Origin of the sequence: Pseudomonas asuensis (assembly GCF_014646755.1) — a bacterium.
GTDB classification, from domain to species: domain Bacteria; phylum Pseudomonadota; class Gammaproteobacteria; order Pseudomonadales; family Pseudomonadaceae; genus Chryseomonas; species Chryseomonas asuensis.
The window spans coordinates 39263-62348 of the sequence record NZ_BMNW01000006.1; the positions used below are offsets into that span (position 1 = coordinate 39263).

At 49.9% G+C, this 23086-nt stretch carries 18 protein-coding genes and 1 pseudogene; 7 read left to right on the plus strand and 12 right to left on the minus strand.

Annotation, left to right across the window (positions count from 1 at the left end; all coding sequences use genetic code 11):
- Nucleotides 1-84: 84 nt before the first annotated feature.
- Nucleotides 85-990 carry a LysR family transcriptional regulator gene (locus IEX86_RS14185; RefSeq protein WP_188866790.1) on the minus strand — a complete coding sequence of 302 codons (906 nt, stop codon included), beginning with the start codon at nt 988-990 and terminating at the stop codon, nt 85-87.
- Between the two features lie 145 nt (nt 991-1135).
- Here IEX86_RS14185 and IEX86_RS14190 point away from each other — a divergent pair, with 145 nt between their 5' ends.
- From IEX86_RS14190 to IEX86_RS14200, 3 genes are all read left to right on the plus strand, one after another.
- Nucleotides 1136-2056 carry a pirin family protein gene (locus IEX86_RS14190; RefSeq protein WP_188866791.1) on the plus strand — a complete coding sequence of 307 codons (921 nt, stop codon included), beginning with the start codon at nt 1136-1138 and terminating at the stop codon, nt 2054-2056.
- A gap of 262 nt (nt 2057-2318) precedes the next feature.
- Entirely contained in the window at nt 2319-2756 is a 438-nt protein-coding gene (locus IEX86_RS14195) for a DoxX family protein (protein ID WP_188866792.1), read from the plus strand.
- A 59-nt stretch (nt 2757-2815) separates the two neighbouring features.
- Nucleotides 2816-3739 carry an NADP-dependent oxidoreductase gene (locus tag IEX86_RS14200; protein ID WP_188866793.1) on the plus strand — a complete coding sequence of 308 codons (924 nt, stop codon included), beginning with the start codon at nt 2816-2818 and terminating at the stop codon, nt 3737-3739.
- A gap of 128 nt (nt 3740-3867) precedes the next feature.
- On the opposite strand, the gene IEX86_RS14205 is transcribed toward IEX86_RS14200, so the two are convergent.
- The 9 genes and pseudogenes from IEX86_RS14205 to IEX86_RS14245 form a co-directional block, all read right to left on the minus strand.
- Nucleotides 3868-4503: a DUF1963 domain-containing protein gene (locus IEX86_RS14205; protein ID WP_188866794.1), complete on the minus strand. Its 636-nt coding sequence runs from the start codon at nt 4501-4503 to the stop codon at nt 3868-3870.
- An 83-nt stretch (nt 4504-4586) separates the two neighbouring features.
- Nucleotides 4587-4958 carry an immunity protein PIM1 family protein gene (locus IEX86_RS14210; protein ID WP_188866795.1) on the minus strand — a complete coding sequence of 124 codons (372 nt, stop codon included), beginning with the start codon at nt 4956-4958 and terminating at the stop codon, nt 4587-4589.
- A gap of 1 nt (nt 4959) precedes the next feature.
- Nucleotides 4960-5067 (minus strand): hypothetical protein, encoded by a 108-nt coding sequence (locus tag IEX86_RS25970; RefSeq protein WP_491568822.1) that lies wholly within the window; start codon nt 5065-5067, stop codon nt 4960-4962.
- Between the two features lie 594 nt (nt 5068-5661).
- Complete coding sequence (locus tag IEX86_RS14220) at nt 5662-6234, minus strand: hypothetical protein (RefSeq protein WP_188866796.1); 573 nt, start codon at nt 6232-6234, stop codon at nt 5662-5664.
- 378 nt (nt 6235-6612) lie between these two features.
- Nucleotides 6613-6933, minus strand: a pseudogene (locus IEX86_RS25010) (RHS repeat-associated core domain-containing protein); the annotation flags it as partial.
- A gap of 324 nt (nt 6934-7257) precedes the next feature.
- Nucleotides 7258-7821: a hypothetical protein gene (locus IEX86_RS14230; protein WP_188866798.1), complete on the minus strand. Its 564-nt coding sequence runs from the start codon at nt 7819-7821 to the stop codon at nt 7258-7260.
- Nucleotides 7821-12005 carry an RHS repeat-associated core domain-containing protein gene (locus IEX86_RS14235; protein ID WP_188866799.1) on the minus strand — a complete coding sequence of 1395 codons (4185 nt, stop codon included), beginning with the start codon at nt 12003-12005 and terminating at the stop codon, nt 7821-7823. The genes IEX86_RS14230 and IEX86_RS14235 overlap by 1 nt, the downstream gene beginning before the upstream one ends.
- Before the next feature lie 79 nt (nt 12006-12084).
- Complete coding sequence (locus IEX86_RS14240) at nt 12085-12516, minus strand: DcrB-related protein (RefSeq protein WP_188866800.1); 432 nt, start codon at nt 12514-12516, stop codon at nt 12085-12087.
- Nucleotides 12517-12536: 20 nt separating this feature from the next.
- On the minus strand, nt 12537-14501 hold the full coding sequence (locus IEX86_RS14245; RefSeq protein ID WP_188866801.1) for a type VI secretion system Vgr family protein: 1965 nt from the start codon (nt 14499-14501) through the stop codon (nt 12537-12539).
- Nucleotides 14502-14900: 399 nt separating this feature from the next.
- Between IEX86_RS14245 and IEX86_RS14250 the strand changes: the two genes are divergently transcribed.
- The gene (locus IEX86_RS14250) at nt 14901-15989 is read left to right on the plus strand and encodes an NAD(P)-dependent alcohol dehydrogenase (RefSeq protein WP_188866802.1); all 1089 of its coding nucleotides are present in this window, start codon (nt 14901-14903) and stop codon (nt 15987-15989) included.
- Between the two features lie 106 nt (nt 15990-16095).
- On the opposite strand, the gene mapR is transcribed toward IEX86_RS14250, so the two are convergent.
- Nucleotides 16096-17505 carry a GntR family transcriptional regulator MpaR gene (mapR, locus tag IEX86_RS14255; protein ID WP_188866803.1) on the minus strand — a complete coding sequence of 470 codons (1410 nt, stop codon included), beginning with the start codon at nt 17503-17505 and terminating at the stop codon, nt 16096-16098.
- 121 nt (nt 17506-17626) lie between these two features.
- A complete protein-coding gene (locus tag IEX86_RS25400) occupies nt 17627-17749 on the minus strand; it encodes a hypothetical protein (RefSeq protein ID WP_010799001.1) in 123 nt (40 codons plus the stop codon).
- Nucleotides 17750-18506: 757 nt separating this feature from the next.
- On the opposite strand from IEX86_RS25400, the gene IEX86_RS14260 reads away from it, so the two are divergent.
- The 3 genes from IEX86_RS14260 to IEX86_RS14270 all read left to right on the plus strand — a co-directional run bounded on the left by IEX86_RS14260 (nt 18507) and on the right by IEX86_RS14270 (nt 23085).
- Nucleotides 18507-20801 carry a glycoside hydrolase family 5 protein gene (locus IEX86_RS14260; protein ID WP_229685347.1) on the plus strand — a complete coding sequence of 765 codons (2295 nt, stop codon included), beginning with the start codon at nt 18507-18509 and terminating at the stop codon, nt 20799-20801.
- A gap of 270 nt (nt 20802-21071) precedes the next feature.
- Nucleotides 21072-21929: an RNA ligase family protein gene (locus tag IEX86_RS14265; protein ID WP_188866804.1), complete on the plus strand. Its 858-nt coding sequence runs from the start codon at nt 21072-21074 to the stop codon at nt 21927-21929.
- A 16-nt stretch (nt 21930-21945) separates the two neighbouring features.
- Complete coding sequence (locus IEX86_RS14270; RefSeq protein ID WP_188866805.1) at nt 21946-23085, plus strand: AAA family ATPase; 1140 nt, start codon at nt 21946-21948, stop codon at nt 23083-23085.
- Nucleotide 23086: the final 1 nt, after the last annotated feature.

The following is a 23086-nucleotide window of genomic DNA, read 5'->3' on the forward strand; positions in this document are numbered from 1 at the left end:
GTGGAGAAACTTTCGCATGGCTCAAGATTCGAAAATAGCCAGCTAATATCGACCGGTTCGTTCGATAAAATCGAACAGTAGCGATCAAAGGTTTTGTGCGGCCTGTGCCTTGAAGCGATCTATCAACCATGTGGCAGCAGGGCCAGGCGGTGAATCTGTACGATAAATCACGGTAAAGTCGTACGTGCCACCAGGGCAATCTGGCAAATCCAGTAATACCAGCCTTCTTTCGGCAATATCACTCTCTACCATGGGCTGCGGCATGTTTCCCCAGCCAATACCTTCCTTGAGTAGCATGTGTTTGGAACCAAGGTCAGCCAGACGCCAGGTGCGGGCGCTCATAACAGCGTATTCTTGCCCCTCGGTCAGTGTGGAGCGGTCCGTCAGGACCAGTTGCACATGCTCACGGGTAGCGCCAGGAGCGTTGGCGCTTGAGGCCAATGGATGGCTGGGTGCTGCAACGGGCACTAAGTCAACGCTGCCCACTGCAATCCGCTCCAGACCGTCAAGGTTAGTAATCAAAGGACCGCTGACACCCAACGCAGCGCCTCGATTCAGTACCCGTTGCGTGACAGCGCCTAATGCTTCTATATGAAGGTGGAGGGAAACAGTGGGAAAGGTTTCTCGAAATGCCCTCAAGGCATCCACTACCCGCGCACTGGGCAGCATGACATCCAAGACCAGATGGATCTCGGCTTCAAGTCCTTGCAGGAGCCCCTTTACCTTGGCACGCAGTCCGTTGATGCCGCTATATACCATGCGCGCTTCGGCTAATACCGTTCGCCCAGCGTCTGTCAGCTGAGGTTTACGAGTAGTTTTGCGATCAAAAAGAGTTACGCCCAACTGCATCTCAAGGTTAGCAATGGTATAGCTGATAACAGACGTAGCCCGGTGTAGCTTACGAGCAGCCCCGGCAAAACTACCCACCTCGACAACGGTAAGAAAGACACGCAACTGGTCCAGCGTAGGCGTACCGGGATCAGACATCATTTCGAATTCCTCGAACGTTTTAATGCATATTATCTGGATTTTGCTGAACGCCCATCTGTTTTAGTCTGGCCTGGTAGTCACTTCCGAGTGAAGTCTTTTGCCTGCAATCCGCCGATTGCACCTATGCCCTGCGAGGCCTGCAACCATGACGTTATCTAATTCCGCATCCGCTATTGAGCATCTCATCCTGCCAGCCGTAAGAGACTTGGGTGATGGCTTTAAAGTACGCCGCGCTTTACCTTCTGCACAGCGACGTACCGTGGGCCCCTTCATTTTTCTGGACAGCTTTGGGCCAACCGTTTTCAAGGCAGGCGAGGGGCTTGATACACGGCCCCATCCGCATATTGGTTTGTCGACCATGACTTATCTGTTGGAGGGTGAGATGTTGCATCGCGACAGCGAGCACTATGTCCAGACCATACGGCCGGGCGAAATCAACCTGATGACGGCGGGTAAAGGAATTGTTCACTCCGAGCGCAGCACCGAGTCAGCCCGGCAAGCAGGTGGTACGGTATTTGGCTTTCAGTCATGGCTAGCGTTACCGGTTGCCCATGAAGAAGCTGACCCAGGCTTTCAACATGTCAGCTCAGGAGAGATTCCTGTAATAGAGGACGAAGGCGTTACCGTCAGGGTACTAGCTGGCACCCTGCATGATAAGCAGGCACCTACACGCACGTTTTCTGATCTGTTCTATGCCGACGTGGTACTCGAAGCCGGAGCGCGCTATCGCATCCATAAAGAGCATGTTGAAAGGGCCATCTACGTCGTAAGCGGTGAGGTTACAGTGAGTGGGCAGGATGGCCGCTTCGGCCGGGACCAGCTGGTTGTCTTCAAACCAGAAACCGAGATTGTACTAAGTGCAACTGGAATGACTCGGTTAATCTTGCTGGGAGGAGAGCCGCTTCCTGAAAAGAGACATATCTTCTGGAATTTTGTATCGAGCCGCCGTGAGCGCATCGAGCAGGCTGCCGAAGACTGGCGTTTACAGCGTTTTCCAGGCGTACCTGGAGAGCATGAGTTCATCCCGTTACCGGAAACACGAATCCGTTTAAAAGCTACTGTGTAAACATCATCGCGTTATCCTGATGCCCGCCCGGATGCTATTCGGAGCGGGCATTGTCTTTTCTGCGCCTACCCAGAGACTACTAGCCGCCGCTATCTCCTGAGCTTCACACCTTGAAGCTCAGGAGAGTTAAGTCTATAGATTATGTTCGATTAAATCGAATCTAATGGTCTAAATTAATCGGCTATTGCGAATAGCAAACCACAGGCAGACTTCTCCCCATCGAGACACATCATGGTGATGCGTCCTAAATGAGGATCTACTCATGTCACAGTCAGCCAACCTTGTTCAAACTACTTCCCATACATCCGTTTCCAACGCTTCAGCAGCTACAACTGCATTGCTGGGCCGGATACTGATCAGTGCAATCTTCATTCTTTCAGGCATCTCCAAAATTACTGCGCCCGCCATGATCATGGGTTATATCGAGTCGGTCGGTTTGCCGTTTCCTGCCGCCGCCCTAGGGGTTGCCGTGTTGGTTGAAGTGGTAGGTGGTATTGCGTTGGTCCTCGGCTATCAAACACGAGCAGTGGCTGCGTTCCTGGCCTTGTTTAGCGTAGTGACCGCACTGGCCTTTCATAGCAATCTGGCTGATCAAAATCAGTTCATTCATTTCTTCAAGAATATCGCCATGGCCGGTGGGCTTCTTCAAGTAGTGGTTCTTGGGGCTGGCCAGTACAGCCTGGACGCCCGTCGTAGCTGATAGAGATACCAGGCTAGCGGCCTGGCATAACTTGCAAACCCTTCACTAGAGAAATCATCATGAAAGCCATACGTGCACAGCAATACGGGAACCCCGAGGTACTCCGCCTTGAAGAAGTAGCTGATCTGACGCCGGGTAAAGGACAAGTGTTGATTCAGGTAGCTGGTAGTGGAATAAATCCAATCGACTGGAAAGTCCTCTCCGGGGCCATGAAGCGGTTTATCCCCTTACCGTTACCCTATACGCCAGGGGTTGAAGTCGCAGGAACAGTTATCGCATTAGGTGAGGGCGTAGACATATTCAGCCTGGGCGACGAGGTTTTTGGCTTCATCGGTATTACAGGTGGGTACGCCACCCAGGCAGTAGCGGATGCCGACAGGCTGGTCTTAAAGCCCAACAGCCTTTCATTGCTAGAGGCAAGCGGTGTGCCGGCGGCAGCCTTGACGGCTTGGCAAGCCTTGCATGAGCATGCTGCCATTCAGACAGGCCAACGTGTCCTGATCCAGGGAGCGGCGGGCGGGGTTGGCAGCATGGCCGTACAGTTGGCTCGTATAGCTGGCGCTGAAGTCATCGCGACGGCATCTGCCCATAATCATGATTACCTACATGCACTAGGCGCTACACAACTCATTGATTACCGCCATGAAGCATTTGAGAAAGTTGTTTCGGATGTAGATATCGTAATCGACCTTGTAGGCGGCGAAACTCAAGCCCGCTCCTGGTCAGTGTTAAAAAAGGGCGGTGTGCTGGTGTCACCCGTCAGCGCGCCGAGTGAAGAAGCTGCTCGTAGCATAGGAGCAACAGGCAAACGCTTCGCTACCCGTTCAGACGGGAAGCAACTAGCACAGATTGCCGACTTATTTAACCGGGGAGCACTTAACGTGGAAGTAGAAACCATACCCTTGTCCAGGGCAGCTGATGCGCTACAGAGAAGCCTAGCAGGCCATACGCGGGGCAAAATTGTGCTGGATGCTCGGGAATAGCAAGATTCCAAATGTTAAACTGATGAATACTTAATGGCCGGTTCTCTAAAACCGGTCATTTGGTTTGACCAATTTTTGAAAGATATTATTTTTCCCATATCTCTAATGCTGAAGTTTATAAATAAAGATTAAGATGGAGATATAAAAAATACCCCTTTGAGAGTGGTTGGTGACTGTCTTTTAGGAATTAGTAGGTAAGCATTTGCGTCGGTAAGATAGAATATATCTTTATAAGGGATTGGAAAGTCAGAGGAGTAAATTTGTAGCGCAACATTGTAATTTTTGGCAATGTATTTTTCTAGGGAAATTTGTTTTGGGGTTTCGCTTGTTATCATGGAGCAAACTACAAAATCATCCACCTCAAAATGCTCGTCAACAATTTTGGCGTATGTCTCAGGTATAGTATATGTCTCCGATTTTATAAGTTCTGCTTCTAGGTCTTCGCTATGTATAACTTGAGTGTATCCATTACTAATAAATTGTAAATCCTCAATGCTGCCAGAGGTACTTATCAAGTCTAGAAAGTATTCGCCCGGGTGATAGGTCGAGAAAATATAGATTATTCCATTGTTTGGAATAGTGTCCGGTAAGAAATAAAGTTTAGCTAGAGAGCAGTTTATACTCATAACCAATGTAAGCGGTAAGTGGTCAGGATTTTTTGGCCAAGCCTCTACTTTCGCTTGGCTACCACCAAGCGTGATACCACAATGTTTATTTAAGTCCGAGGTTGGGACAATTCTCTTTACTGTCTTGATTTTACTCATTTGCAGTCTATAAGTATTTTATAAAAAACGAAGGCTTAACTATTTAATTATATATTTTCTAGTTGTAAATTTATCATTTTGGACTATAAGTCAAATAGAGGGTGCGTCGGAAAAATGCCTGCCATGTAGCTAGCCCATAATCTTTCAATAAAATGATTTTCGATTTTATTAAGGGCTGCTTCAGAGATTAGACCAATATCATCAGATGCATACCCTGCTAGCTCTGAGTTTTGAGTTAATTTAAAAGTATTTTTAAATGCTATTTCTCTAAGTGATAAAACTTCGACATTTTCATCTAGATTTATTGTTCTTATTTCTTTAAATGCCGAGGACCAGGCGGAGTCAAAGTCTTCATGGTCTCTGGCATCTAATGCAGTATTCCAGTCTCTATCTACAAAAATCGATTCGTAAAAGCTATCTGCTTCGATTTTTTCTTTAATGTCTAAAAAATTCATCTCAACCCTGCCTCCTTAGCCAATTTTCTACAAGGTTAACTGCTTGTACAGGCGTTACATTTTTACTAAGAATATGAGTCCCGTTGCATAAGCGTACATATACTTTAATGTCATTAAGCGATCATAAGCCTCAAAAAGCTCGTAAATCGTCCCGCCAGTGGATCGTAATAACGAACGTATTGTAATGCAGGCCCGTTTCGGCGTCGTAGTACTGTCCTTGAAAACGTAGGTTCCGCTCGATCTCTCTGGGAGCCAGCGCTTCCAACGCACCCTATGCCTTGTAGTAAGCGCGCCATACCATGTGGCCGGCATCGTCCGTAAACTCAAGCGGCGTATCAATCTGGTTGGTGTGAAAGCAGTAGTGCTTAGACTTTTGATCAGGCTGGCTTGGCTCAGTGATTCATGGCCGCGGTAGGTTTCGGCTTTAACCAGGCGGTTTTCGCAGTCGTAGGTAAAACGCTGATAACCATTAGGATTGTGCCGCTCGCTGACGTTACCCCAAGCGTCGTAGGTGAGGCGCAGGTCTTTCCAGGCCTTGAGGCGGTTGTCTGGGCTCAAGGCTTGGGAGGCGCTCAGGTTGCCGGCAGGGATACTCCTCTGATAAAGGTCTGTACCATAAAACCTTTCTCCCTGGGACCAAACAACTAGTAGCCGATTTTAAAAAATATTAATTGCATAATAAAGTTAATCAAATGCACAGTTTTCAGTTTTCATGAATCAGGTTAAAATTAAAGCTTTCAATAGTTGTCTCACTAGATAATTGTGGTAACTCATAAGACTCTATGAGTTCAATTTTGTATATGTAAGTATTTTCTTTTTTTGAATCTGAGCGAACCCCTCTAATATTTGCCGAATAGATGCCTGGCTTGACATCAAGATAGTCATTATTTTCTAGCTTAGAATGATAATTAGCTCTGTAATGTAAGAAGAAATTCGGTTCCCAATCAAATAAAGCGTTAAGGTCTGCCGTTATTAGTAAGCCTGATTTTACTGTTAGTGGAAATCCTGAATAAAAGAAATCTTCTATAAGGTCAGGTTGGTTTTTTCCGCTATCAATATGAATGTAATAGTCATGCTCTACTATTGGATATAGAGATAATATTACGCCTTTTTTTATGGACTCTTGGCCTATATCTTCGTTGTTTATGAAGTGCTCAAATATATTGTTTCCTATATAATTTTTTTCTATGAGAAAAGCGTTCAAGACCAATGGGTCAAAGATCACTATGCCCGGAGAATGTAGATTTATATGAGATTTATTTTTAAATTTATCCATTACAACCTCCAGTAATTTTGCTTTTCCATTTTAGTGATTTATGTAAGGCTTCCCGTATTGTAATATTTTCCCCTATGACTTCTCCAGTTTTAGGAGTTTTTAATGTTCCTTTAGCTGTAAAGCTTTCGTAAGCAACATCAATTTTTTAATCAATTCCTCCGTGCTACCATCAAACTTTCTGTTAAATGGAACACCCATTTTACTAAGAGATTTATGAAATTATTCGTGAAGTTTGTCAGAGCCCGCTATGGCATTAGGGAACCATGAGGGTGAGTTTAGTTTAGTACCCAATTGAGGATACCCGTGAGAATTGGCATGTGCTCTGGGAAACGGATGGTGGCCCATTCCGTCAGACTTCAATGGCTTCCAGAAAGGCATCCAGCCCCATGGGTCAGCCCAGCTAATAGCATTAGAGGCATATTGGTAGAGATTTATACTACCTAATAAACCAATCGGGTCCTGCGTCGTAAACCGTCCTATCAGCGGATCGTAATAACGAAACGTATTGTAATGCAGGCCCGTTTCAGCGCCGTAGTACTGCCCCTGAAACCGCGAGTTCTGCTCAATCTCTCTCGGGACCAGGGCTTCCAGCGCGCCCCATGTTTTGTAATAGGCACGCCATACCATATGGCCGGTATCGTCCGTGACCTCAAGCGGGGTACCGATCTGGTCGGTATGAAAGTAATAGCGCTTGGGCTCATCTGGCGATTTGGCTTTGTATCTACACGAGTGAGCCATCGGGACGGCATTGAGTACCGGCTAACTAGGCTCCTCCGCCCCTGGGCCAATGATTAGGTGGAACGCTTGAGCCGCACGATTAAATAGGCCACTAGCAAGGACTTTCACCATGCCTCGCTTAAACAATTGCAGAATCATATAAAAGATCATCTCTGGGTCTATAACACCGCTCGCTTCTTGCGCTCATTGAAAGGACAAAGAACGACTGGCTTTATCCTCCAGCAATGGCAGAATAGGCACAATTCTTTTTAATCGATTCAGACACTTTATCTTCGATAGATAAAATTAAAGCCTGAGCTTCTTTTCGAGAAGTTGTATTCCTTTAATATTGGATTCTTTTATCTCTCTGGCGACATCGTTAGAAATTGCTACTTCTGAGAGACATTCTTTGCATCTAAATATTGATTTTTCAGTCTGTAGATCAATTAAAGTAATTTTTGTAAACTTCTTAGGTCCATCTGGGAGAAAATCAATTATTGGTTTGCATATACAGTTGGCCATATCAAAAGCTTCTTGTATAGATAAATAGTTTACTATGTAAAACCCTTCATGGAATTTGCCTTTATGTCTTATTTTTGTTTCTAAAAGCTGTATAGAATCTTTGGAGAAATTTGTAAGTAGCTTGGCGAGCCTTTTGCTTATGACGTCAGGGCCATTACTAAACAGGTAATCATAAGAAGTTAAATTCTTGATTGATGCGTTTGATTTTGCAGATAGATATATGTCTTTAAAATCATTCGGATTTACGGGATTTCCTATCTTCAAGCTTAGTGAGTCAGGAAAAATGTTTGTGTCATATTCGAGCCAGTAATTGTTGGGATATTTTTCATCTATATCAATTAGGTACATCAGCATCCTCCTGTCCTTATTGAATTTTTGTTTAATAATATTCTTCCAGATCTTAAGCCTTGCCTATTCTCAATTATAAGCTTCTCTAAGGCTTCACGATACTGACTTGAATTCCAATTCTTAGACTTTCCATAGCTATGTAATGCGTCTAGGTCTGCTCTAATGTTTTCAGTGTACTTGGGGTGTGATCCTCGATGGACTGTCCTAGTTGCATGATTCTCAACGTATTTTGGTAAGTAAATTATGTTTTTTAAATTATGTATATTGAAATTTGCTGCCTTTAAGGCTTCATGTGCTTTAAGTTCTTGGGGGATGATGTGATGTTTTTGAAAACCACTTATACTATTCATAGTGTTATAAGTGGTAAGGCCTTCTGGATCAACCCAAGACTGGCTATTGACTGCATATTGATATAAATGACTTCCCCCTAACAACCCGATTGGGTCCTGCGTTGTAAACCGTCCCACAACCGGATCGTAATAACGAAACGTATTGTAATGCAGGCCCGTTTCAGCGTCGTAGTACTGCCCCTGAAACCGCAAGTTCTGCTCAATCTCTCTCGGGACCAGGGCTTCCAGCACGCCCCATGTTTTGTAATAGGCACGCCATACCATGCGGCCGGTACTGTCCGTGACCTCAAGCGGAGTGCCGATCTGGTCGGTATGGAAATAGTAGCGCTTAGGCTTTTGATCAGGCTGGCTCGGATCAGTATCTAACCGAGCGAGCGGGGCGTAGCTGCCGGTTTCGTAGATATACAGGCTGTGTAGATACGCTTTTTGCTCCTGCAGCATGCGCAGGCCTTGCCAGAGGAAGCGGGTCGTTTCGGTTTTATCCTCTGTTAGAACATGCTTGGCAATACGGCGGCCAAGGCAGTCATATTCGTAGCTGGCTTGGCTGAGCGAGTCATGGCCTCGGTAGGTTTCGGCTTTAACCAGGCGGTTTTCGCAGTCGTAGGTAAAACGCTGATAACCATTAGGATTGTGCCGCTCGCTGACGTTACCCCAAGCGTCGTAGGTGAGGCGCAGGTCTTTCCAGGCCTTGAGGCGGTTGTCTGGGCTCAAGGCTTGGGAGGCGCTCAGGTTGCCGGCAGGGTCGTAGCCGAAGTCCTCATTACCGAGCTGGGGGTGGTGTGGTTCGCGGCTACGCAGTTGGCCAATGGCATCGTATTTGTAATCCGTAGCGCCACGGTGCTTATCGATCTGCCGTAGGAGTTCGCCCGCCTTGCTGTATTCATAGCGGCGATGTATGAGCGTGGCGGGATGTTCAGGATGACCGAGCAGGCTGTTCTTTTGCGCGTTGAGTTGCGAGAGCTGTTCATGCGGCAACTCAATAGTGGCTTGCCAGCGTTTACGGCCAAAGCTGTCGTATCCAAAGCGGCTGGTTAGGCTGCCTTGGGTACGCAAGGTCTCCCTGTGTAGGGCGTCACGCTCGAAATCGCTGATCAGCAAGCCGTCGAGGTTTAGTTGGTGCAGATGACCGCTGCCGTAATACAGATGATTGAGCGTACGACCATCCGGCAGGCTGAGCTGAGTAAGATTACCTAGTGCATCGTAAGTGTAAGCCAGTGCGCCCAAGGCTGACTGCTCTTCTACCAAGCGGCCTGCCTTGTCGTAGCTGAAGCTAAGAACGTCCGGCCGTATGCCCAGCGTTTTACCGTGCTCGCTGGGCTGCCGTTCAATGGCTACGACCCGATCCAGCTCGTCATAGGTGTAATCCAGGCGAGCATCCTGGGTCATTTTGCTGAGTAAACGACCTATGGCGTCGCGCTCAAATTCGCTGGAGCGTGTCTGGCCTAGTCCCGCCTGGTCAGCGGTATGCTCATCCATGCGGATTAGTGCGCCGGATACGTTGTAGTGGAAACGACGACGCAGACCGTCTATACGAATTTCTTCTATCAGGCGGTCAGCTGAGTCATAGGCAAAACGATAGGCCGCCCCGTTCTCGTTTACCAAGGCAGCCAGACGCAGCGCCTGATCATAGTGGTAACGGACTCGCTGGGCTTTGGCGTCCTTGCGCTCTACGGGTAGGCCGCGAGCATTACGAGTGACGTTTGTTGTACGCTTATCAGCATCAGTATGGGTAAGTAGCTGCCCAAGCGCATTATAGGTATAGGAATCTATACTGCCGTCAGGATGCTCGACCCGAAGGACTTCGCCGTCGGGTTTGCGATGCAGTCGGGTGGTTTGGCCGAGTGCGTCGGTTACTGCCGCAAGATGTAAGTGTTCACTGTAGGCATAGTGGGTGTGGTTGCCTGAGCAGTCCTGATACCGGGTAACTTGGCCAAGGGCGTTCCACCAGTAATAAGTATTGTTGCCTAAGGCATCCGTTACGGTATGGGGTAGGCCATTATCGGCACTAAGATAGCGAGTGATTGCGCCAAGCTCATCCGTCTGAGCCAGCAAGCTACCTGCCTCATCGTATTCCCAGCCGAGTGCGCTGCCATCGGGCCTCGTCAGTGAGGTAAGGAATTCAGTATTGAGATGATAGGTATATACCGTCGAGCGACCGATAGGATCAGTGTCTTTGACTAGTCTTGAAAACCCATCATATTCGAAAGCTAATGTATTGCTGTCAGGGAGCGTCACACCCGTTATGTTGCCTGACTCATCTAAGCCAATGTGGTATTGCTCACCGCTAAAGTCTTGGGCAAAAGTGACACGACGGTTTTCATCGTAATGAATAATGGCTTTGCGATTTAACGTATCAATAATGTATGTCGTACGAGCTGTCAGATCATAACTGAAGCTGTAGCGCTCACCATCACTGGTCCAATGCTCTGCTACTCGCAGGCTGCCGTCTGGGAGTTTGCCCCACCGATAATGACACACCAAACCTAGGGCATTTTCATGCATGACCATGAGGCCGTGGTCATAGCCAAAGCGTCGACTGGTAGCGCCATTGCGATTAGTGATGCCGACGAGTTGATCCTGCGCATCGTAAGCATAGCGAACAAGGGTTTCTACCGGCTTGCAATCCTCGATACGCTCTACCCGCACCAAGCGATTACCCGCTTCGTTGTAGCAGAGATGGATACGTACCATACTCTTTGAGTGGATATCGGTCAGCCGACCTTCTCGATACGTAAGCGCCAGGTAATTACCGTGAGCATCCTCGATGCGTTTGAGCGGAGCGGGCGTGCCATCCTCTGGTAGATCGCCAAAATAGAGAAATGTACAGTCGAGGGTCTGCAATAGATAATGGCCGCCCTCAGTACAAACGATCGTAAACTGCTCCGCTGGATAAAAGACTCGCTCATTAGGATTTAGTAGTTCGAGCGGAATTTCCCGGCCCTGGTTATCGCTTAAAACTAGACGATCCTTCTCGCGCCGTAGGCTTTGCTCCCAGGGCATTACCCAGCCGCGCCCGAGAATACCCTCACGCTCGATGTCGCTGGCGTAAAAGCGTGCCCAATGGATAGGCAGCAGGCCGGGAAGCGTAAAATCGATCTCACTGTCTTCCAGCAATAGTTTACGACCATTTACCGCGTCAACCGGATGGCCAAACAGTGCGCCGAAAGCACGCGTCAATACTGGGGCCGCTACTGCTCGTGTAAACGCCTCGGAAGCGGCAAAGGTGGCTGCAAACTTGAGCGCGCAGGGCATAACGGCTTTCAAGCCATTCTTGGCTGCCATTTTCACAAGGCTGCCTATACCGCCACCGAGTGCCATCAGAACATCAACCGTGGTACGTAACCATGCCGGTACTTCGTCATCTATAGGCAGATAGGTCTGAGTTTCGGCTCCAACATTTACATTAGGAGAACCCGAGTCGATCGTTGCACCACAGGTGAGTTGATCTCCTTTACGGGCAGCGGGAAAACCGTTAATGAAGACTTTGGCTGAACCTTGGGCAATTTGCGGGGGCTTGCTATGCTTCTCACAGACGCCGGTGTCCGCCTCAACACGCGCAGCCGCTAGACCGTTGATAAAGGTATTGGGCGAGCCGGAAACAATCCCTCCGGCGGGGGTACTCCTTGATCGTCCGATCGTTTCGCCGAGCGCAGTCAGTGCTGCTCCGCCAAAGCCAGCCAGTACGCCCGCCATCAGGGCAACACCAAAGCCGCAGGTAGCGGTTGCTACTGCTACTCCTACTACAAGGGCAATACCTATCGCCGCTCCGGCAAGAAAACCGCCTAACGCGCTGGTATGGACGATCTCATCGTCAATGCGAGCGGCTTCGTACATTTGACTTCTCCCTGTCACACGGATTGTCTTTCGCCGTGCCAAGCAAACCTGATGATGCTTATTGATTCCGCTTCACGAGTTAACGAGACGGAATAAAATTACTTAAAAGCTCTACCCACAATGCATCCTGTTCTGATGTAAACGGTGCTTGTCCGCTCGCGGTAAAAACAAGAACGCGCTCGGGTGCCATTGGAAAAGCAGCCTGACGCTGATATACGTCTTTGCCGCTTGCCTTGTACCGAGAATCAATTTGGATACCCTGAATGGGGACGTTCATGGATAGCTGCGCCAGCTTTCTGTCCAAAGGTTTGTACTTGGCAAGTTTTGCGGCGATCAGCTCAACCTGTCGGTCAACATAATCATCAAGGGCCTCGTCCGAGGGTTTGGTATCTCGGGAAACCGTAAGGCTGAACGGAAAGGGGGCCGTGTCTCCCGGAACGAATACATTGATGGTGCGATCCTGAAAGCCAGCAGGCAGCTTTAAAGTACCTTCGTTGATCTTGTAGCTCATGAGATTTCTCGAAATTTGGATTACTGGGAGGCAGAGCCTGATCCATTCGTACCTGATGAAGGATGGAATACAGCATTGATCTGAGCATCGATTGAGGCCTTCACTCCTTGCCCCTCCGGTGAGGCTCCTGCCTTACCACCCGGCACATTGATGTCGAGAGTGCCGCCAGTGTTTATCTGGCCTGCGCCGCTGGCGCTGATATTGAATTCAACACAGGAAATATTAACGAGGCCGTTGGCGTACATCTCGAACACGCTTTCGCCACAAACAAGGCGAATACCTTCACCTGCCTCAATGAGATATGTTGAGCTGACGCTATCCACCTTCGAGCCGCCTACCAGCAGCTGGTCATCCACCTTGACGATACGCATGCGGTTCTGACCAATGACTACCGTTTCGTCCTGACCAATGGTTTTGGTTCGGTCAACCCCTACGGAGTGGGTTTCACAATTGCCCACTTCAATGTCCATGTCGCGCTGACCGTGTACGTAGATCTGCTCTGCACCGGCTTTATCTTCGATTCGCAGTTCATTGAAGCCATTGCCGCCAGGCGTGCTTCTGGTCTTGAAGACTGTCCGGGTCTTGTTGGCGGGCAGGTTGTAAGGCACCAGGTTTGCGGCGTGATGCAGGCAGCCTGTAATAAGTGGCTGGTCCGGATCGCCTTCCAGAAAGGTGACCAGTACTTCCATTCCGATTCGGGGAATCGTGACGGCACCATAGCCTTCATGGGCCCAGTTGCTGGCAACACGCAGCCAGCAACTGCTGTGCTCGTTCATCTGGTCCAATCGATCCCAATGGAATTCCACGCGGACGCGACCGTATTGATCGCAGTAGATTTCTTCTCCAGCGGGGCCGGTGACAATTGCGGTCTGGCTACCCAGGATTTTTGACTTAGGGTGCTTCAGGGCTGGTCTGAAGATCGTGTCCCAAGGCACTGCCGTAAAGAAGTTGCGATAGCCCTGCTGGAAGCCATCCTTGTCATCTACATGCGAGGATATGGATTCTTCTAATACTTGGGGTTGTTTGCCTTCGTGTGTCAGCTCGGTGAATAGCCACAAGTCATTCCATTCACTGCGTGGGTGCTCGGTCAAGGGCATGAAGTGGCCGGAAACAAGTGTTGGCAGGTCACTCTTACCGCGGGCGATCTGGTAATCCGAGCGATGCCTTTCCAAAGCGCGCTGGCTTAGCTGCTTGCCACGGGCGCGGTCCATGAAGGCGCCAGGGTAGTCATAATCTTCCAGCTCTGGCACAGCCTCGCCGGTGTGAGACGCTTCCATGGTGAGTTTGGGCTTTTCAAAGTTGTAGTCCCGGCGGCTCACTTTGGTTGTTCGGGTTTCAACCTGGACTGCAAATTTTCGTATGACCTGATGGTCCGCAACCAGTCCCGTATCCTGCTGGAAGAGCGCAGGGTTCAGCTTGGGGAAGCAAGTCTGATCATCACCAAAGACCATAATGTGTTCAGTCTGGGTATGCTCAAAGTGGTAATGAATACCTTCTTCTTCACAAAGCCGATTGATGAAATGCAGATCAGTCTCATCGTACTGAACACAGTATTCACGCTCGGGATAGGCTGAGCCCAGCTGAAAGCGAAAGGCATTAGAAAGAATGCCATGTTCTTTCAGAACGGTGGCGATGATATCGGGCACGTTAAGGTGCTGGAAGATACGCTGGTTATGCCGATGGCAAAGATAGTGGACACGCGGCACGAGCGTGACACGGTAGCGCGTCATACGCTTGCCGGACTCGCCTTGTTCGGCACTGTGAATCAGGCCATTGAACCCCGTACCGGTCTGCTCCAAGGCTAGGAAGGCAGGCTGATTAAGCAGCGATTCAAGGTCAAAGTCAGGCTTTTCGCTGATCAGTTCAATATCGAACCGAAAGCCGCTATTCAATCCTTCACGCCCTGCAAATTCCAGCACCTGAAAATCATGGGGAACACCCGGAATCTCAAGTGTGAACTGGGTTTCATTGGCTGGGGAGAACATCCTCGTTCCTCTGCTTCCTGCTCGGTATACAAGGCATGTCCAGGCGGGCAGCGTGTCGCTTTTCTGGAGATGCGTAAGTGGCTCCCCATACACGGTATAGGCGGTGGGGATTTACCGGCAGGCTAAACGAAAGACGCTGGCAGAATCTTGCGCAGTAGGTATGAGAACGGTAGGCGTTGTTTAAAAATACGAACCAGTTCTTATAGGTTTCTAGTTAAGGCTTAAGCTGCCTTGGTGTTGCGCTTGTGGAAGGATCTAAGCCAAGCAAGACAGGCCCTGAAAAGTCTGATAGTTATGCTGATTAAGTTTCATCGATAGGAGGCATAAGCTGTCACCGGCAAGTACGTTTCTTGTTCTTCACGCGCATCCTTGCGCAGCGACTTTATCAGGAGCCTTACAATGGAAATAATGGCCGCAGTTACTCATTCCAAAGGACAGCCCTTTAGCCTAGAGAAGGTTACCCTGTCTGATCCGACTGCTAACGAAGTGTTGATTCGGATTGTTGCGACAGGTGTTTGCCATACTGATGCCGTTGCCCGTGACTTAGGGCTTTCGCCCTATCCCGTAGTGCTTGGTCATGAGGGCGCAGGCATTGTCGAGCAGGTAGGCTGTAATGTTAGTGATCTGGAGATAGGCGATCATGTGGTCCTGTCGTTTGCGCACTGCGGTAAATGCGAAAATTGCCTGACCGGGCATCCTACGGTGTGCAGGGTCTTTAACGATCTCAATTTTGGCGGCCGCATGGAGGACCATACCTGTCGGCTTCGCCAGGGAGATACCGAACTCTCTTCCTTTTTTGGTCAATCATCCTTTGGCACCTACGTGATTGCCAGCGCACGTAATGTCGTCAAGGTTGATAAGGAAGTGGACCTAGCGTTATTAGGGCCGCTGGGTTGCGGTATTCAGACGGGGAGCGGAACGGTATTTAACCGCCTTCGCCCGGGGTTTGGGGACAGCCTTGCCGTTTACGGCTGTGGTGCTGTGGGATTGAGCGCGATCATGGCAGCAAAGATTGCAGGGTGTGCTCAGATTTTTGCGGTCGATGTGCATGATAGCCGTCTTCAGCTAGCCAAGGAGCTTGGTGCTACGCATGTGTTCAACGGTAGTCAGGTTGATGTAGTCAGGGAAATCAAGGCTGCCTCTTTGGGCGGTACGCACCACGCGGTTGAAACTACAGGGGTTCCGCCGGTTGTTCGCCAATGCCTGCAGGCGCTGCGGCCATTAGGGCAAGCGGCGATTGTAGGCGTAACCCCCGAAATGACCATTGATGTTCATAACGAGATCATGGCGGAAGGAAAGACCATGATGGGTGTGATTGAAGGTGATGCCGTGCCACGCCTCTTTATTCCCAAGCTGATCGAGTACTACAAGGCAGGGCGCTTTCCGTTCGACAAGCTTGTCAGGTTTTATGATTTCAAGGACATCAATCAGGGATTTGAAGATTCCAAGCAGGGAATCACCGTTAAAGCCGTCCTGAAATGGAGTTAATGCTCGGCCAGTTACATTGCTAACGCCTAGCTTGGTTGGCCTGTTGCAGTTGAACTTTCAGATGAGCAGGCAGAGGCTAAGCGTGGGATAAAGGACGCTGGGCTGTTCAGAACGTATCGATCATGCGGCCCAGCGTTCCCATGGCCTTCTCGCTCTCAGGCGTCCAGGGATGGCCATAATTCAGCCTTGCACAGTTTCCAAAGCGTTGGCTGGCCGAGAAGATAGGGCCGGGAGCAAGGCTGATACCCTGAGCGATGGCCATACGGAGCAACTGAAGCGTATCGACACGCTCTGGAAATTCAAACCATAGAAAATAGCCGCCAGTTGGGCGGGTTACACGGGTTTCGCTCGGAAAGTGCCGTGCTGCTGAGTCCAGCATGGCGCTCTGCTGGGTTTCCAATGCATGGCGCAATTTTCGTAGGTGTCGGTCATAGCCACCATGTTGCAGATAGTCTGCAATGGCCGCTACAGCAGGAACCGAAGGAGAAATGGTCGTCATGAGCTTGAGGCGATCGATGGCCTCGGTGAAGCGTCCGCCAGCAACCCAGCCCACTCGATAACCCGGCGCCAGACATTTTGAAAACGAACCGCAATGCATGACCAGCCCATCATCATCAAAGCTTTTCACGGCTCGTAACGGTTGGTTGGAGAAATTCAACTCGGCATAGACATCGTCTTCAATCAATGGAACCTGATGCTGCTTCAAGAGTGTGTACAGCGCCTGCTTCTTCTCGAAACTCATGCTGGCACCCAAAGGATTTTGCAGGCTGCTCATGAGCCAGCAAACTTTGATAGGAAGATGAGAGAGACTGTGCTCCAGCACATCAAGATCAACACCTTCCCGTGGATGAACGGGGATCTCGACGGCCTTCAATTTTAAACGCTCCAATACCTGAAGCGTCGCATAGAAAGCAGGTGCCTCTATTGCAACCAGGTCGCCGGGGCTCGTTGTACTTTGCAGGCATAGGTTCAAGGCTTCCATCGCCCCGTTGGTAATAACCAACTCCTCAAGCGGGAGACGGGTACCGTTGACCCTATAACGAAGGGCTATTTGACGGCGCAACTCATTGCTGCCTGCCGTCATGTCTGCAATAGCGGCCTGGGTTGAAAGGTGTCTTAATGCGTGGGTCATGCTGCGGGCAAGGCGAGGAAGCGGAAACAACTGTGGACTGGGAAAGGCAGACCCAAATGGAGTGGTCGCAGGGTCCTTGATAGAGTTCAGGATGGAGAAGACCAGTTCGCTGACATCCACCTCAGTGGTTTCAGCCTTGTGACCAGTAATTTCAGGCTCATGCAGCGGGCGCTTGGCGTGCTCACGTACGTAATAGCCTGAGCGGGCGCGGGCAATGATCAGCCCTTTATCTTCCAGCAGGTAATAGGCCTGGAATACGGTCGAAGGGCTGACCGCGTAGGTACGACTGGCATGACGTACCGATGGGACTTTTTCACCCGCCTTAAGTACACCGGTTCGAATCAGGTTCGCAATTTCATCAGCAAGTCGCTCGTAACGTTTCATGCTTTTCGCTGCAGCGCTGGTGGTTGATACCTATACCGTATTGGTGTCTCTACGAGCGCTTACGACTTAAAACAGAAGATTGAAAGCGGTTGCGTCGAGACACTGATGGTCTTTCTATGCATTAGCGGTCGTTCTTCTGCACGTCCTTTCTATCCTTGTTTAGCTGTACGCCAGCGTAAAACCCCCATCCCAGTAGAACGAAGGCCAGAAAGCCAAACAGTGACATAAAGAATACGTCGCTCATGATTGAAACCTCTTGCGTAGCAGGAAAGGGTAAGCATTGATACAGGCATCGTAGCGAATGAATGTGTTTGCTAGAGCAGCTCTCTACCGGCATTACCCATGCGCCTACAGTAGGGCTCTAGGCCTGCGCAAAACAGATTCAGATTCTTAATAAAAAACCGTATCAGATGTTGAGTCACCCTTTTTTGGCATTGTTGCACGCCGTTAGCTGAGTAGTCTCAATACGCGTTGACTCTGGTAGACCGCCTTCAGCTTGGGCTGATTTGTCTTCGAGGCACGACCCTTGTGACAAAAAATGTCACTGCTGGTCCCAAACCGTTACGCTTGGCCAACAACATTTTGTCAACTCTTTCATGCTTGGTAAGCGTGTAAATTTTATGAATTTTTTAAAACTGCTTTCTCTACCCCTAAATTTTGTGAACGTTGTCGAAAGTAATTCGTGTTTTTTTGGAAAAACCTAAAACAACTGTTTCACAAACAGCTGTTTAATACAGTGAAACCATTTTTATAAGCTATTGATTTTAAATAAATTTATATGTATTGACGAAAAACAATAGTGTCATATTGATATTAATTTCACTGCTTTTTGAGTGGCACGCTTTTCTCAATCCCCCGGTAGTACAGCCACGCTCGGCCACCAAGCAAGGTAGTTAGTTCTGCCTGAAGACCAAAACGATAACAGTCTTGATACGAGCCTTTTAGGTTCGGCCGTTAAGTGCGCACTTCAGAAATGACACTTTAGGTTTATTGGGGAATTCATGAAAAGCTCAAGCAGGCGTTCCCGTAGTCTGGCTTTCAAAGTAATGAGGCAATGCGCGCTACCATTGGCGGCGTTACTGGTTTCGTCTTCGGCTGTGGCATCGGTCGACCTGGTGGGGCTGAACTTGTCTGGGGCTGGCTTCGCATCACACGTGCTGCCCGGCATCAACGGAACCAACTATATATTTCCGACAGAGTCTTACTTCAAGCAATGGAGTGAGAAGGGCATAAAACTGGTGCGCTTCCCGATTATCTGGGAGCGGCTGCAGCCTACGCTTGGCGGTGCACTGGACGCTAAGTATGTGCAATTGATCGATAGCACGTTCAGCTATGCAGAAAAGCATAACGTAAAGATCATTCTGGACCTTCATAACTATGCTCGATATCGCGGCCAGATCATTGGAACAAGCGGTGTGCCTTATGCGCGATATCAGGAGATCATGACAAAGATCGCGCAGCGTTGGAGCAGCCAGAAGTCGCTTTATGCCTACGACATCATGAATGAGCCCAATGGTGCGCTGAACTATTGGAACACGGCAGCTCAATACGGCATCAATGGCGTACGTGCGGTTGACACCGTTCGCCCCATTATTGTCGAAGGCAACGGGTGGGCCGAGGCTACGCGCTGGGAGCAGTGGAATAATACGTTGCTCGATCTCAAGGATCCTTCAAATAACCTTATCTTTTCTGCGCACACCTACTTTGATAACAATGCGGGCGGCAATTACGAGTCCGTTGACGTTAGCAAGCTTGACCCCATGTATGGCGTTGAGCGAGTCAAGCCCTTTATCGAGTGGCTCAAGAAGCACGGCAAGAAAGGCTACATCGGTGAGTTTGGCATCCCGGACAATGACTCTCGCTGGAATACCATCATGGATAACATGCTGGCATATCTGGCGCAGAATTGTGTTCCGGCCACCTATTGGGCGGCAGGTCCGGGCTGGGGTAACTATTTCATGTCTGTGGAGCCTATAAATGGTGTTGAGCGTCCTCAATGGCCTACTCTCAAAAAGTACGTCAATAACACCAGATGTACTGCGTTTGGACCTATAAACGGTACTGACGCAACAGCACCAAGCCAACCCGCTAAACCGGCTCAGCCGGCAGTTCCTGCGCAGCCTGCTACTCCATCAAAACCTGCCACTCCTGCGCCGAGTAAGCCTGTTACGACAACACCTGCAACACCGAGTCAACCTGTGACTGCACCTGCTACGCCAGCAGTGCCTGCCATGCCAGCAAAACCAGCGACTCCTGCACCTGCACCTGCGCAGCCCGCTACGCCTAGCCAACCGGCGAAACCTGTCGTGCAACCGGTAACGCCTGTCACCCGCAGCGGGATAGATCTGGTCGGCTTGAATTTGTCAGGAGCAGCGTTTGCTCCACACGTCGTACCCGGCAAAAACGGTGTTGACTACCTGTATCCCACAGAGGCGGATTTCAAGCAGTGGAATCAGAAAGGGATCCGTCTGATCCGCTTTCCTATTCTATGGGAGCGCATACAGCCTAAGCTCAGCACAATGCTCGATCCCAACCAGGTTGGCTTGATCCAGACCACTATGAACCTGGCCCAGAAATACAACATCAAGGTTATCCTGGATGTGCATAACAATGGGCGCTACAACGGCAATATCATTGGGGCGGGGCAGGTTACCTACACCCATTTCTGGGACCTGATGTACCGAATTGCTTACCGCTGGGCCAGCCATCCTGCCCTGTATGGGTATGACATCATGGCCAAGCCGCATGACATGGATAATTACTGGCTCAAGGCTGCCCAGTCCGGAATCGATGGCGTACGAACGGTAGATCATACTCACCCGGTGATTGTGGAAGGTAATGCTTGGTCCAACGCATCGCTATGGCCCTATTACAATGACAGTCTGCTCAGCCTCAAGGACTCGGCCAATAACATTATCTTTGCAGCGCACGTCTATCTGGACAAGGATGGGAGTGGTACTTATAACCCGGAAGACACTAGCCAGCTCAATGCAATGTTGGGTGTGAATCGTGCAAAGCCATTCGTAGATTGGTTAAAGAAGAATGGCAAAAAGGGTTACATCGCCGAGTTTGGCGTGCCGGATGATGATGCTCGCTGGTTGCCGCTGATGGATAACCTGCTCTCGTACCTGCAGCAAAACTGCATTCCAGCCACTTATTGGGCGGCCGGCCCCGGTTGGGGCGGTTACAAGCTGTCGGTTGAGCCTGTAAATGGGCAGGATCGCCCCCAATGGACCACGCTGCAAAAGCATGTACAAAGTAGCAATAGCTGTACTGCCGTCGGGCCGCTGAAATAACGTGAGCTATACAAGAGCCGCCCTCGGGCGGCTTTTTGCACTATTTGACGGACATAACGAAGTGCTGTTTTTATGTTTGACAGACGAAGCCTTAATCGGGCCTAATTCGTGCCCTTCGTTTGACCCCCTTTCCAACGTGGTGAAGCCAGTGCCCTGCATCAACCTTTACATCTGATCCGACAACGGTCCCGGTAAACGGTTGGTCTGCGCGTAGCTGTCATCTGTCGTTCCTGAGCGTTGTCGGTTTTCCCTGTTTGATTGGAGAAGACCATGACTCTCGACCCGCGCGTCTATGCGCAATTACATGAATTATTTAAATACCCGCGAACGCCTCACCTGGAGTCGTCGCGCCTGCAACCTGGTGACTGCGATCATGACCAGGTAAAGCTAAGCACGCTGAAAGATCAATTCATCGTGGTGGAGGAAAAGCTTGATGGCGCTAATGCAGCAATCAGCTTTTCCGCTAATGCCGAACTCCTGCTTCAGTCTCGTGGGCACTACCTTATCGGGGGCTCACGGGAGAAGCAGTTCAATCTGTTCAAGCAATGGGCACGCGTCCATGAACTGTTTCTGCTTGAGAGACTTGAAGATCGCTACGTGATGTTTGGTGAGGTCATGAGCAAGAAGCATTCGGTTTTCTACGATCAGTTGCCGGGTGTCTTTTTCGAGTTCGACATCTGGGATCGTCGTAGGCAGATCTTTCTGTCAACCGCTGAGCGCCGTGTGTTGTTAGCCGGCGGGCCTGTTCTGTCTGTACCTGTGTTGTATGAGGGTCCTGCGCCTGTAAGGCTCAAAGACCTGCTGGCACTGGTTGGCAAGTCCTGGGCCCGAACCGGTCAGTGGAGAGAGCGGTTCGAAGATACAGTACGGCGTGAAGGGCTGGACCTGAGTAAGGCATGGTCTCAGTGCGATGCCTCTGATCTGATGGAAGGGCTGTACCTGAAAGTCGAGACAACCTGTGAAACAGTCGCACGGATGAAGTGGGTCAGGCCAGACTTCGTGCAGACCATTCTGGACGCCAACGAGCATCACTTGCGTCAGCCCTACATTCCTAATGAGCTTGCGCCTGGTGTTGATCTCTATGCACCAGTACCTGTGGTGACGTGGGAATGTTTGAACAAACAATAACAAGGAGAAATGGAATATGGATTTTCAAACACTTGAGCGCCTGGTTGCTGCACCAGGCCAGCAGCCCGACTTCAAGGGATGCGTAGAAGCAATACCGGCACTGACTCGGTTGGCAAGTACGCCGCAGGAGCCTGCCTATCATGGCGAAGGCGATGTCTGGACCCATACCTGTATGGTGGTTGAAGCCATGGTAGGTGGAAGTGACTATGAACGCGCAAGTGCTGAAGAGCGTTTCGTGCTGTTCTACTCGGCACTTTTGCACGACATTGCCAAGCCGGACACCACTGTTATAGATGAGGTCACTGGGCGCATCGGCCAGCCGGGACACTCCCGTCGTGGTTCAATTGATGCCCGCATATTGCTTTGGAAGGCAGGCGTGCCATTCTCGTTGCGAGAGACCATTTGCCGAATCATTGGTGTGCATCAGGTACCGTTCTGGGCATTTACTGGAGATCGCTCAGGACATACTCCAGAGTTTCTGGCGCATCGCCTATCCTGGGAACTGCCTGTCTGGATGCTATGTGCGATGGCCACTGCGGACATGGAAGGGCGTCTCTATGAGAGTAAACAGTCAGTGCTTGACGATATAGCGTTGTTCAAGGCTCTGGCAGAGGAAGAGGACTGCTTGTATTCAGCCAAGGCTTTCCCTGACGACTATACGCGGGTGAGCTATTTTCGAGGGGCTCGTATCCATCCGGCATTCAGTCACTACCGCGAAGAGAAAGGCTCGGATGTTGTGGTAATGGCAGGCATGCCTGCGAGTGGCAAGAACACGTGGGTTGAGGAAAATCTGCCGACGCTGCCAGTCGTTTCGTTCGACGATGCGCGGGAGGCGTTGGGACTTGCCCATGGCAAGAACGAAGGGGCAGTTGCCCATTATGCCGTTGATACTGCTAAGTCGTTGTTACGGAGCAGGGAGGCCTTTGTCTGGAACGCAACGCATTTATCCAAGCAAATGCGTAAGAAGACACTGGATTTGCTCTACCAATACAACGCGTCGGTACGCATTGTTTACCTGGAGCAACCTGAGCGGATCATTTTACAGCGTAACGCCAGGCGAGACACGTCATTACGAAACCAGGACATCCAGCGAATGCTCTATCGCTGGGAGGTGCCTCTGCCAAGCGAGGCCGATGTGGTGGAGTATCGAGCCTAGA